Source organism: Stenotrophomonas indicatrix (assembly GCF_050573115.1).
Classification (GTDB): Bacteria; Pseudomonadota; Gammaproteobacteria; order Xanthomonadales; family Xanthomonadaceae; genus Stenotrophomonas; species Stenotrophomonas lactitubi_A.
Map to the genome: position 1 here is coordinate 1083041 of NZ_JBNYZT010000001.1, position 11749 is coordinate 1094789.

Here is an 11749-nt window from a genome sequence, read left to right on the forward strand (position 1 = left end):
AGGACGCTGTTCCCCATGCCGCATTCCCCCCACGACGCGATGGCCTTGCGCCGCGAAGCACGCGACGCGCTGCAGCAGGAGCGTTTCGACGATGTCGACCGGCTGCTCGGGGCGGTGGAGCAACAGTGGCTCGACGGTGACACCCCGCGCTTTGGATATGGCTGGTTGCTCGCCACCTTGCTTGAACCCACGCAGGACCTGCCTGCCCGCCTTGGACGCGCGCGGCACTGGTGTGCGCGACAGCCACACAGCCCGCATGCGTGGGCCGTACTGGGCACACTGTGGGACCGCGTTGCCGGCCGCATCCGTTCCACCGACACCGTCGAAAAGATCCACCAGGCGCAATGGGACGGTGCTGCCCTGGCGCGCGACCATGCTCTGGCCGCGTGGCTGCATACCGTCGCGCGGCATCCACGCCCCGCCTTCGTACTGGGGCGGATGCTGCGGATGGCCTGCTATCTGGGCGAGCCGCGTTGGTTGCAGCAGTTGCAGCGCGGCGGTCGCGCCGATCTGTACACCACGCAGCAGCACCAGGATCCGGAAGCATTCGCCGATGCGGTCGCATTGCTCGCGCCTTACGGCGCCCCCTTGGATGAGCTGCCTGCGCTGCCTCCTGTGCTGGCGCAACGCAGCGAAGAGGCATTCAAGTACGTCGCCGACTACTGGCTGCAGCTGGCGTTGTCGTTCCGTGCCGACGATGTCGACGTGCTCGAGACCTATCTGTATTACCTGTACCCGCGCTGGGGCGGCAGCCATGCCTTGATGCAGCACTTCATCGATGGCCCCGAAGCATCGCGATTGATGCTTCCCCAGCGCAATCGACTGCGCGTGGTCAAGGAACGCGACTGGCTGTGGTTCACCCCGGATGCCGACGATGCCGAGGCCATTGCCGAGCACGACCAGGCCTACCGCGCGCTGCTCGACCTGCATCTGGACGCGTCCACCCGGGCACAGGTGCTGTGCTGGTGGGCAACCATGGACTATCACCTCGGCCGCGACGAACCGCAGGACAACGAGGTGAACTGGGACCCGGTGCGGATGACGCATGCCCATGAGTGCCTGGCAGAAGCCTTCGCACTGGATCCGGGCTGTGTGGTTGATGAGGGGCTGAACGCACTGGAAGCCTGTGCGCTGTTCGCACGCGTCGACGGCGCCGAAACCCTGTTCACGCAGGTTCTGGCCAGTGTCGAAGGCTGGACCGACAGCGCGCATGCGCTTGCGTGGTTGGCGGCCGGTCGCCAATCCGGCCTGTTCGGTTTCAGCGCGGACAACGCCCTCGCCGCGCAGCACCTGCAGGGAGCGCTGGCGACGGCCGATGAAGAAGACGTGGAACTGTCTACGGTGGCTGCCAATCTGCTCTGCTCGGTTTCCGCGCCGGCCGGCCTGCAGATGCTGCTGCAGCTCGCGCAAGCCGGGGACCCGCGATCAATGGCATCGCTGGTGGATCTGTACCGCGGGCGCGTGGCCGGCAAGGACTTCCCCGCCTACACCGATCCCGAGCAGGAAGCGCTGTGGACCGAACGCGCGATTGCCGCCGGCGACCTGGTGGTCATCTACAACCGCGCTTGGCACCTCGGCGAGCTCTTCAGGCAGAACCCCGATCCGGCACTGCAGCAGCGGTCGCGCGTGTTGTATCGGCGCTGCGTGGACGAGGCTGCGCCGCATGACCGGGTATGGCGCCCGGCGCACAAGAACCTTGCGGTGCTGCTGTACCAGGACGAGGACGACAACGACAAGCGCGAAGCCGTGTTCGACCTGCTGGGGCCACTGTGGTGGCGTGGCGACAGCGCGACCCAGGCGTGGGCCGCCGGTTTCCTGGCCGATGTGTTCCACTTCGGCAACGGTGTGCCTGCCAATGCCTTCCTGGCCAAGATCTGGCTTGAGCGTGCCGCCGACGCCGAGCCCGACAACGCAGAGGTGCTGCGCATGCGTCCGCTGATCGATGGGCAGGGCAAGTTGTTTGGTGCCAGCCGTGCGGCGCGCCAGCAAGCCCGCGACCGCGAGAAAGTGGACCTGCGCAGCTGGCAGCTGACCTTCGGACTGGATGCAGTACCCGACCGGCACGACGTGCAGCCGGTCTGAACCCGCGGCAGCTCAACGACAGACGCCCTGCACAGGCAGGGCGTCTGGAGGGAAGTGCAATGGTGTCGGTACCGCGTGCGGTACCGACCGATGCCGCTTACCAGTTCATGTTCAGCGACACACCCACGGTACGCGGCTCGTTGTAGACCGCCGCCATGTAGTTCTCGATCACACCCTTGAGGTTCTTCTCGTTGGTGATGTTGCGCGCGAACAGCGACACTTCATACGCGCCGTAGTTGCCCGAGTAGCCGATCTTCAGGCCGCCTTCGAAGTCACCCTTCGAATTGAACTCCTGGCTGTCGTACAGCACGAAGCTGGTGTAGCCCTGCTTGTTCCAGTCGGTGGACACGAACATCGTGCCCGCATCGCTGAGCGGGAAGTCGTAGCGCGCGGCCAGGTTGATGTTGTACTTCGGCGCGTTCGGCAGCGGATTGCCATCGATCTGGGCGAAGGTATTGGCACCGACCTTGATCGTCGGGTCATCGACGGTGCACACCACCTTGCCGTTCAGTGCGCAGACCTGCGCATACACGCGCTTGTCCTTGATCTCGCTGTGCAGCAGGCTCAGGCCGGCGCTCAGGGTCAGGTTCGGGATCGGGCGCAGCTCCATGTCCGCTTCGAAGCCGTAGGCCTTGGCCTTGTCGGCGTTGAACAGCACGCCATTGCCGTCCGAATCGTTGCCGTTGAGCTGGATGTCGTTGACGGTGTAGGTGAACGCGGTGGCATTCAAACGCAGGCGGTTGTCCCACAGGCTGCTCTTCACGCCGGCTTCCCAGGACAGGATCGTCTCCGAATCGGCGGTGGTGAAGTCAGCGTTGAACACTGCCGAACGGCCCTGGATGGTCGGGCCGCGGAAGCCGCGCGCGACCTTCGCATAGACGCTCACGTCCGGGGTGATCTGATACATCGCGCTCAGATCCCAGCTCGGGGTGGTGTCGGTCATCTTGACGTCGGTGCGGCCCTTGTAGGTGACTGCGCCAGCGGCGGTGTCGGCGGTCTTCAACAGACGGGTGTGCTTCTCATCGCGGGTCTGGCGCAGGCCGGCGGTGACGGTGAACTTGTCGGTGAAGGCGTAGCTGAGCTGACCGAAACCGGCCCACGAAGTGTTCTTGTTGCGCAGGCGCACCCAGTTGTTCGGGTTGCGCGCCGCGCCCTTCAGGAACCAGGCGCGCTGGTAGAAGTCGGTGGTGTCGCTGCCGTTGAAGTAGAACGCGCCGGCCTGCCACTGCAGGGCGCTGTCATCGTGGCTGGCCAGGCGGAATTCCTGGGTCCACTGGTCAAGGTCGCGGATCTGGCCCATCGACTGGCCGTAGCCGTTCGGCACGCCATTGACCGGGTAGTTGACCGCGGCGCCGCCGTCGGTGTCACCGCGGCTGTAGCCGGAGGTGGTTTCGTAAGCGGTGATCGAGGTGAAGTCGATCGCGCCGAAGTCATAACGCGCCTTCACCGAACCACCGTAGGTCTTGTACGCCTGCGGGTTGTTGTCGGCCTCGTCGTAGGCGACCTGGTCACGCGGCACGTCGGTCTTGTTCGAACCCTTGGTCAGCGCGTTGCGCAGGAACAGGGTCGAGGTGCCTTCGTAGTCGCGGGCGTGGGCCGAAGCAAGGATCGAGAACTGGTCGCTCGGGGTCAGTAGCAGCTGTGCACGCACATTGCGGTCGTCGAAGCCGCCCATGGCGTTCTTCTTCGGGCTGACCGTGCCATCTGCACTGGGGCCGGTGTAGGTGTTGTCGACGTAATCATCGCGGTGCTGGTACAGGGCCGACACGCGGAACGAGGCTATGTCGTTGATCGGGCCGCCGAAACCACCGTCGATCGACACGCTGTTGTAGGAGGCATAGCTGGCGCTGACGCGGCCGCTGTAGTCCTGGGTCGGCTTGAGGGTGTCGAACTTGACGATGCCGGCGGTGGTGTTGCGGCCGAACAGCGAGCCCTGCGGACCGCGCAGCACTTCCACCTGGTCCACGTCATAGACCGGGTTGGACTTCAGCACTACGTGCTCCAGCACAACGTCGTCCTGGATGATCGAGACCGGCTGCGAGGCACCCAGGTAGAAATCGATGTTGCCCAGGCCGCGGATGTAGAAGCGCGGGAAGATGCGGCCGGTGGTGGTTTCCGCATACAGGCTCGGCACGCGGCCGGACAGCGCCAGCAGGGTGTCGTCGCCGCCGGCGGTGAAGTCGCGCATGCGCTCGCCCTGCACCACGCCTACCGATACCGGCACTTCCTGCAGGTTCTGCTCGCGGTGCTCGGCGGTCACGGTGATGGTGTCCAGCCCGGTCGGGGTCGGCGCACTGTCCTGCGCGGCAGCACCGAAGCTGGCAGCCAGCGCCAGGCCTGCACAGGCCAGGGCCAGCGGATGGCGACGGAAGGAAACGAGGGAGGACGACATGCCCGACGAACGGCGGGAATCGGAATGGGAAGGCATCGAAAGCTCTGAGGAGGCGTCCGTGCGGCCTGCGCTGACCGGGCGGCAAATAGGAGGAAAACTGCGCAAGCGGCCATTATCCTCCAAATTGTTACAATTTCGTTGCGCCGGCAGACAGCAGGGGCATCAAGCCGTTTTCGGCACAGTCCGCCCTCAGCCGTCCTTTGGCAGCGGCGCCAGCGCAACCTCGACCATCGCCAGCAGGCGCTCACGGCTGACGCCGTCACGCGCCTGCACCGAGATGCCATGCAGTACCGTGGCGAAATGATCGCCCAGGGCCTGCACGGACAGATCGGCCGCCAGCTCGCCGGCCGCCTGCGCCTGCTGCAGCCGCGCGACGATCGCTGCCGTGCGCTGGCGGCGATGGCTGGCGAGCCAGTCGCGTACGCCCTCGCCATCGGGTGACACGCTGCTGGCCGAGGACACCACCAGACAGCCATGCGGACGACCGCGACGGGTGTAGGTCAACACGGCGTCACGCAGCATGCTGCCGATCGCATCGCGCAGTGACGCCTGCTCCAGCGCGCGCGGCGCGAAGCCGCCCTCGCCTTCCTCGTACAGCGCCACTGCTTCGCGGAATAACTGCTCCTTGCTGCCGAACGCGGCGTAGATGCGTGCCGAGGCAATGCCAAGCGTTTCAACCAGGGCCGACATCGAGGTGCCCTCATAGCCGTGCTGCCAGAACAACAGCATCGCCTTGCGCAATGCCTGGTCCCTGTCGAATTCGCGCGGTCGCCCTGCCATCTGCCTGCCTGCCGTTCTGAGGCGCGCAGTGTAACGCGGGTGTTGACCATCCCGATGCACACGCCTATTCTTTGTCGACCGACAAACAATTGGAGCAACACATGCAAACCCTCAAAGGCCCCAGCCTGCACCTGGCGCAGTTCGCTGGCGACCAGGCGCCGTTCGACAGCCTGTCCGGCATCGCCGCCTGGGCGGGCGGCCACGGTTTCAAGGCCCTGCAGATTCCGGCATGGGACGCGCGCCTGTTCGACCTGGCCACCGCTGCCGACAGCCAGGACTACTGCGATGACCTGCGTGGCACCCTGGCCGAGCACGGCCTGCAGGTCAGCGAGCTGACCACCCACATCCTGGGCCAGCTGGTAGCCGTGCATCCGGCCTACGATGAACTGTGCGATGGCTTCGCCCCGGAGGCGCTGCGCGGCAATCCGCAGGCACGCAGCGAATGGGCGCAGCAACAGCTGCATCTGGCCGCCCGCGCCTCGCGCCGGCTCGGCCTGCAGGACATGGGCACCTTCTCCGGTTCGTTCGCCTGGCCCTACCTGTTCCCGTTCCCGCAGCGTCCGCCGGGCCTGATCGATACCGCGTTCGATGAACTGGCACGCCGCTGGCGGCCTATCCTCGATACCTGCGAGGACAACGGCATCAACCTCTGCTACGAAATCCATCCCAGCGAAGACCTGCACGATGGCACCAGCTTCGAGCGCTTCTTCGAGCGTGTGGGCCAGCACGAGCGCTGCCGCATCCTGTTCGATCCCAGCCACTTCGTGCTGCAGCAACTGGATTACCTGCAGTTCCTGGACATCTACCATCCGTTGATCCGCATGTTCCATGTCAAGGACGCGGAGTTCCGTCCCAATGGCCGCCAGGGCATCTATGGCGGCTACGCCGACTGGACCGATCGCGCCGGCCGCTTCCGCTCGCTGGGCGATGGCCAGGTCGATTTCAAGTCGATCTTCTCCAAGCTGGCGCAGTACGACTACGCCGGCTGGGCAACATTGGAGTGGGAGTGCTGCCTGAAGGACCAGGAAGCCGGCGCGCGCGAAGGTGCCGCCTTCATCCGCGATCACATCATCCCGGTCACCGACAAGATCTTCGACGACTTCGCCGGCGCGCCGATCAGCAGCGCCCAGATGCAGAACATGCTCGGCATCGCCTGAGCCCCCACAGGAACATCCTCATGACGAACATCCCCACCGCTGGTACCACCGGCGACGACACCCTGCGCCACCACTACCTGCGCATCGACGGCCAGCGCGTGCATTGCGTATCCGCCGGCAGCGGGCAACCGGTGCTGTTGATCCCGGGCTGGCCGCAGACCTGGTACGCCTGGCGCCACGTGCTGCACGCGCTGGCCGAGGCCGGCTTCGAAGCGATCGCGGTCGACCCGCCCGGCATCGGCGAATCCGATCGTCCCGCGCACGGTTACGACACCGGCAGTGCCGCCGCGGTACTGCATCAGACCATGCAGGCCCTGGGCCACGAGCGCTACCAGGTGGTCGGCCATGACATCGGCATGTGGATCGCCTATGCATTGGCCAGCGACCAGCCGCAGGCGGTACAGCGTCTGGCCGTGACCGAAGCGGTGATTCCCGGGCTGGCACCTGAGCCGGGCATTTTCGCCGCACCGGCCGACAACATCTTCCTGTGGCACTTCATGTTCAACCAGGTGGCCGATCTGCCCGAGGCACTCATCACCGGTCGCGAACGCGCCTACCTGGACTTCATGTTCGACCGCTGGTCGTACCGGCGCGATGCGGTGGCCAGCGAAACCTACATTGCCGCCTACAGCCGCCCCGGCGCGTTGCGTGCAGGGTTTGCCTGGTACCGCGCGATTCCGGAAACGATCCGCCAGAACCAGCTCCGCGCACAACGCCGGTTGACGATGCCGGTGCTGGCCATCGGTGCCGAGCACGCCACCGGCAACGCCCCGATGCTGACCCTGCAGCCGCATGCCGATGACCTGCGCGGCAGCGTTGTTCCGGGCTGTGGCCACTTCATCATGGAAGAAGCACCGCAGGCGTTCCTCGCCCAGCTGCTGCCGTTCCTGCAGGAGGCTGGTCATGCCGCTTGAACCTGCGCTGCAGTCGTTCGTCGATGCGGTGGTGGCGCAACCGTTGCCACACGATCTGCTGGAGCTGCGCGCACTCAGCGAGCAGGCGCTGCCCACATTGCAGGGCGCCACCGAGGCGGTATCGCATGTCGTGGAGCACGTCGTCAGCGCGCGCGACGGCCATGCGCTGGTCGTGCGCCTGTACACGCCCGCTACCAACAGCGCCGAACCCCGCCCCGCCCTGTTGTTCGCCCACGGCGGTGGCTGGTTCCAGTGCTCGCTGGCGGTCTATGACGGCCCCTGCCGAGCCCTGGCCAATGCCAGCGGCCATGTCATCGCTGCCGTCGGTTATCGGCTGGCCCCGGAGCATCCGTTCCCGACGCCGCTGCACGACGTCGCCGACGCCTGGCTGTGGCTGCAGGCCAATGCCGCAGACCTGGGTCTTGATCCCGCGCGCCTGCTCATCGGTGGAGACAGCGCTGGCGGCAATCTCGCCGCCGCGTGCTGCCTGCTGCTGCGCGATCAGGGACTGCCGCTGCCATCGCATCAGCTGCTGCTGTACCCGGCATTGGATGCCACCATGGCCAGCAGCACCTATCGTGAGTTCGCCGACGGTTACTACCTCAGCGCCGAACTGATGCAGCGCTGCTGGCAGGCCTATCTGGGCGACGGTGACCGCCGGCAGGCGCTGGCTTCGCCCCTGCACGCCCCAGATCTGCGCGGGCTGCCAGCGGCCACTGTGCTGAGCTGTGAGTTCGATCCGCTGCGCGATGAAGCTGAACAATACGCCGCGCACCTGCGGGACGCGGGTGTGGACTGCACGCTGGAGCGCCTGCCGGGGATGATCCACGCCTGTATCCACCTGCATGGCGTGTCGGCTGCGACCGACATCGCGATCCAGCGCGCGGCGGCCTTGCTGCCCTGAGCCCGGCCTGCAGCGGCGCAGATCACCTGCGCCGCTGTGTCCGGCCCGCCCCTTTGCAGCCGGCACCGGCCAGCGCTATGCTAGGGTCGTCACGTGGCGTCAGCTCCGCTGCCCACGGGATGCAACACCACCCATGGGGCCATAGCTCAGCTGGGAGAGCGCGTCGTTCGCAATGACGAGGTCAGGAGTTCGATCCTCCTTGGCTCCACCATATGAAGAACAAAAAGCCCCGGCACTGCCGGGGCTTTTTGTTTTGGCCAACCGCTCAGGCCGGGGCCTGCCCGCCGTCCTTGCGGACGGGTGAACGCGAATGTGCATCGCGCACCTTCTGGTCCTGCTGGCCGGGGCGCTGCTTGGCCACTTCCTCCTGCTGCCGGTCCTGGCGACTTTCCTGCACGCCTTCGTGTGCGTTCGAGGTCTTCTTGTCGTGTTCGGTCATGAATCGCTCCCACTGCGCTGGCAACAGGCCAACGTGACGCGGACAACGCTAGCCACGCCTGCGTGATGCGGCGGTCGGTTGCCTGCGAACAGCGCGTGCAGCCATCACGCCCCTTCAATGCTTGTGATCGTCATCGGCGCGTGGTCACAATCGGCGGTCACCTCGCACAAGGATGCGCCATGTATCGCCCTGCCCTGATGTCTGCCCTGTTGATCCCACTGCTGCTCGCCACTGGCTGCGCGCATCGCCTTGACCGGCAACCAGCGCCGCCAGCAGGCTACATCGGCACCTACGAGGCGGTGCGTGCCGCGCAGGATGACCCCGCGCGCGGTATCTCCGGCGTTTTCGTGCTGACCGTGCAGGCCATCGGTACCGAAGGCGAGCGCATCTACCTGAACAGCGAGCGCGATTACCGCCACCCGCTCAACATCACGCTCAACATCGATGCCGCGCTGCGCCCGGAACTGGAGAAGGCGTTGGGCATGAAGCTCGAACAGCTGCAGAACCGGCGCATGCTGGTGCGCGGCACCGCGCGTCGGGTACGCATCGCCTTCATCGATTCGAACGGCCGGCAGAGCGACAAGTACTACTACCAGACCCAGATCCAGATCCGCGACGCCAATCAGCTTCGTTTCGCCCCGTAAGCCAACGAACGGCACGCGTCGTGGATGGAGGGCACCGGACCCGTTCCGGTGCCTCGATGAAGCGATCACTCAATCCAGCTTCACCACCAGCTTGCCGAAGTTGCGTCCCTGCAGCAGGCCAAAGAAGGCTTCCGGCGCATTCTGCAGACCCTGCACGACGTCTTCGCGGTACTGGATGCGCCCATCGCGCAGCCACTGCGGCATGTCGCGCTCGAAATCCGGCCATAGATGCTTGAAGTCATGGACGATGAAGCCACGCACCGTCAGCCGCTGGCGCAGGATCTGGCTGAACAGCGCCGGCAGCCGATCCGGTCCAGGCTGTGCGACGCCGCGGGCGTTGTAGGTGGCGATGGTGCCGCACACCGGAATGCGCGCGAAATCATTGAGCAGCGGCAATACCGCATCGAGCACATGCCCCCCCACGTTCTCGAAATACACGTCGATGCCATCCGGTACGGCAGCACGCAGCTGCGCTGCAAAATCGGAGGCGCGATGGTCCAGCGCCACGTCCACGCCCAATGTCTCCAGGTACGCACGCTTGGTCTCACCACCGGCGATGGCGACCACGCGCGCGCCCTGCAGCTTGGCCAGCTGCGCCACGGTGGCCCCGACCGGTCCACTGGCAGCAGCCACCACCAGGGTCTCACCGGGTTGCAGCCTGCCGATTTCTATCAGGCTGGAGTACGCGGTGAACCCTGGCATGCCGTACACGCCCAATGCCGTGCTCAGCGGCAACCCGGCCGGATCCAGCCGCCGGCTGATCGCATCGCCCGCCACCACGGCATGGGTCTGCCAACCACCGGGGGCCAGCACCAGGTCGCCCACCGCCAGGCCAGGCGCCTGCGACTGCAGTACTTCGGCGACGGTCTGGCCTTCCATCACTGCATCCACGGCCACGGGCGGGGCGTATGACGGGCCATCGTCCATGCGTCCGCGCATGTACGGATCCAGCGACAGGTAACGGTTGCGCAGCAGCACCTGGCCGGGCGCCAGCGCCGGCAGGGCCGCCTGTTCGAGGCGGAAATTGGTGGCGACCGGCGCACCTTGCGGACGCGAGGCAAGCACGATACGGGTGGTTGAATCGGACATGTCCAATGGCTCTGCTGCGGGCAGCTTCGGGGAGGGGAACCGCGACAGTACGCCGTACCCTGCCCGCGTGGGCGCCATGAAAACAGCGTTCCATCGGCGCCGTCCCCACTCCGTCCCTGCATCGCTTGCCCCGTCAGCTTTGACGTCAGCGGCGGGCCGCTGTTTTCCGCGTCCGACAATTCCGGTCGAGCCGGCTCAACGCAGGATCAATCACTTGCACGACCTTCCGCCGGCCGCAGACACCAATGTGAAGGTTTTTTTCCAAAACGCTTGCCGAACCTGTCCTACGTCCGTAATATGCGCGTCCTCGGCAGCGACATCGCTGCAACGAAACAAGTGGCCGAGTAGCTCAGTTGGTAGAGCAGGGGATTGAAAATCCCCGTGTCGGCGGTTCGATTCCGTCCTCGGCCACCACTTTCGAAGACCTGCAGAAATGCGGGTCTTTTTTTTCTACATGGCCGAGTAGCTCAGTTGGTAGAGCAGGGGATTGAAAATCCCCGTGTCGGCGGTTCGATTCCGTCCTCGGCCACCATGTTCGAAGACCTGCAGAAATGCAGGTCTTTTTTTTGTCTGCGACTTTTCCGTCCACGCATGGCGTGGCTCACGCCGCATCGATTGTGCGCGGACGCGGGCACGCGGGTTGACGAAACATTCACACCTCCGCGTGCCGTGCACCCTACGCTCCAGAGTCCTGCCCGGAGCCGCCCCATGCACCTGCGCCCCGCCCTGCTCGCCTGCCTGCTGCTTTTCGCCGCACCGGCACTTGCTGCCGAGCCCGTGCGTGCCGTCAGCGAACTGGACATTGATCGCTATGCCGGTCAGTGGCACGAGATCGCCCATCTGCCAGTGTCGTTCCAGAAGCAGTGCGTGGGCGAGATCACCGCCAACTACGGGCTGCGCCGCGATGGTCGCATCAGCGTCACCAATGCCTGCCGCAAGGCCGATGGCGAGCGGGTTGTCGCCGAAGGCGTGGCGCGGCCCGTTGCGGGACAGCCCGGCCAGCTGCAGGTGCGCTTCGTTCCCGACTGGCTGAGCTGGGTGCCCCTGGTCTGGGCCGACTACTGGGTGATCGCGCTGGACCCGGATTACCAGTGGGCGATGGTCGGTGAGCCCGGCCACAAGTATCTGTGGATCCTCGCGCGCCTGCCGGAGATGGACCGCGCCCTGTTCGACCGGCTCAAGGCAAAGGCCGAAGCGATGGGCTACGACCTCGCACCGCTGCGCATGATGGCGCCCCTGCGCGACCCACCCGCCGATTGAAGCGCCGCCCAACCGGCGCACGCCACGCTCGCAATCCGACATCGCGCACGCCTCGCGCGCATCTTCACGCGCTACCCTCTGTGGCGGG

10 protein-coding genes and 3 tRNA genes are annotated in these 11749 nt (G+C 65.8%); 9 read left to right on the forward strand and 4 right to left on the reverse strand.

Translation table 11 applies throughout. The features are described 5' to 3' along the window. The first annotated feature begins 15 nt into the window (after positions 1–15). On the forward strand, positions 16–2082 hold the full coding sequence (locus ACQ5SA_RS04880) for a DUF4034 domain-containing protein (RefSeq protein WP_499312957.1): 2067 nt from the start codon (positions 16–18) through the stop codon (positions 2080–2082). Between the two features lie 97 nt (positions 2083–2179). Here the strand turns inward: ACQ5SA_RS04880 and ACQ5SA_RS04885 are convergent, their stop codons facing one another. Beyond that, a complete protein-coding gene (locus ACQ5SA_RS04885; protein WP_499312959.1) occupies positions 2180–4510 on the reverse strand; it encodes a TonB-dependent receptor in 2331 nt (776 codons plus the stop codon). A gap of 153 nt (positions 4511–4663) precedes the next feature. After that, positions 4664–5254, reverse strand: coding sequence for a TetR/AcrR family transcriptional regulator (locus ACQ5SA_RS04890; RefSeq protein ID WP_499312961.1), 591 nt, complete (start codon positions 5252–5254; stop codon positions 4664–4666). 101 nt (positions 5255–5355) lie between these two features. Between ACQ5SA_RS04890 and ACQ5SA_RS04895 the strand changes: the two genes are divergently transcribed. The 4 genes from ACQ5SA_RS04895 (at position 5356) to ACQ5SA_RS04910 (ending at position 8440) form a co-directional block, all read left to right on the forward strand. Further along, positions 5356–6411, forward strand: a complete 1056-nt coding sequence (locus tag ACQ5SA_RS04895) for a sugar phosphate isomerase/epimerase family protein (protein WP_499312962.1) — start codon at positions 5356–5358, stop codon at positions 6409–6411. A gap of 20 nt (positions 6412–6431) precedes the next feature. After that, on the forward strand, positions 6432–7325 hold the full coding sequence (locus ACQ5SA_RS04900) for an alpha/beta fold hydrolase (protein ID WP_230113062.1): 894 nt from the start codon (positions 6432–6434) through the stop codon (positions 7323–7325). Beyond that, positions 7315–8229 carry an alpha/beta hydrolase gene (locus tag ACQ5SA_RS04905; protein ID WP_499312964.1) on the forward strand — a complete coding sequence of 305 codons (915 nt, stop codon included), beginning with the start codon at positions 7315–7317 and terminating at the stop codon, positions 8227–8229. Before ACQ5SA_RS04900 ends, ACQ5SA_RS04905 begins: the two co-directional genes overlap by 11 nt. 135 nt (positions 8230–8364) lie before the next feature. After that, positions 8365–8440: transfer RNA gene (locus ACQ5SA_RS04910), tRNA-Ala, on the forward strand. A gap of 54 nt (positions 8441–8494) precedes the next feature. Here ACQ5SA_RS04910 and ACQ5SA_RS04915 read toward each other — a convergent pair. Further along, on the reverse strand, positions 8495–8668 hold the full coding sequence (locus tag ACQ5SA_RS04915) for a hypothetical protein (protein WP_499312966.1): 174 nt from the start codon (positions 8666–8668) through the stop codon (positions 8495–8497). A gap of 179 nt (positions 8669–8847) precedes the next feature. On the opposite strand from ACQ5SA_RS04915, the gene ACQ5SA_RS04920 reads away from it, so the two are divergent. Then, positions 8848–9312 (forward strand): hypothetical protein, encoded by a 465-nt coding sequence (locus ACQ5SA_RS04920; RefSeq protein ID WP_499312967.1) that lies wholly within the window; start codon positions 8848–8850, stop codon positions 9310–9312. Positions 9313–9381: 69 nt separating this feature from the next. Here ACQ5SA_RS04920 and curA read toward each other — a convergent pair whose 3' ends face one another. Further along, the gene (gene curA, locus ACQ5SA_RS04925) at positions 9382–10401 is read right to left on the reverse strand and encodes an NADPH-dependent curcumin/dihydrocurcumin reductase (RefSeq protein ID WP_442244065.1); all 1020 of its coding nucleotides are present in this window, start codon (positions 10399–10401) and stop codon (positions 9382–9384) included. 338 nt (positions 10402–10739) lie between these two features. Here curA and ACQ5SA_RS04930 point away from each other — a divergent pair. From ACQ5SA_RS04930 to ACQ5SA_RS04940, 3 genes are all read left to right on the forward strand, one after another. Then, positions 10740–10815 (forward strand) — tRNA-Phe (locus ACQ5SA_RS04930). Between the two features lie 42 nt (positions 10816–10857). After that, positions 10858–10933: transfer RNA gene (locus ACQ5SA_RS04935), tRNA-Phe, on the forward strand. A gap of 176 nt (positions 10934–11109) precedes the next feature. Then, the gene (locus ACQ5SA_RS04940; protein ID WP_230113066.1) at positions 11110–11661 is read left to right on the forward strand and encodes a lipocalin family protein; all 552 of its coding nucleotides are present in this window, start codon (positions 11110–11112) and stop codon (positions 11659–11661) included. Positions 11662–11749 lie beyond the last annotated feature (88 nt).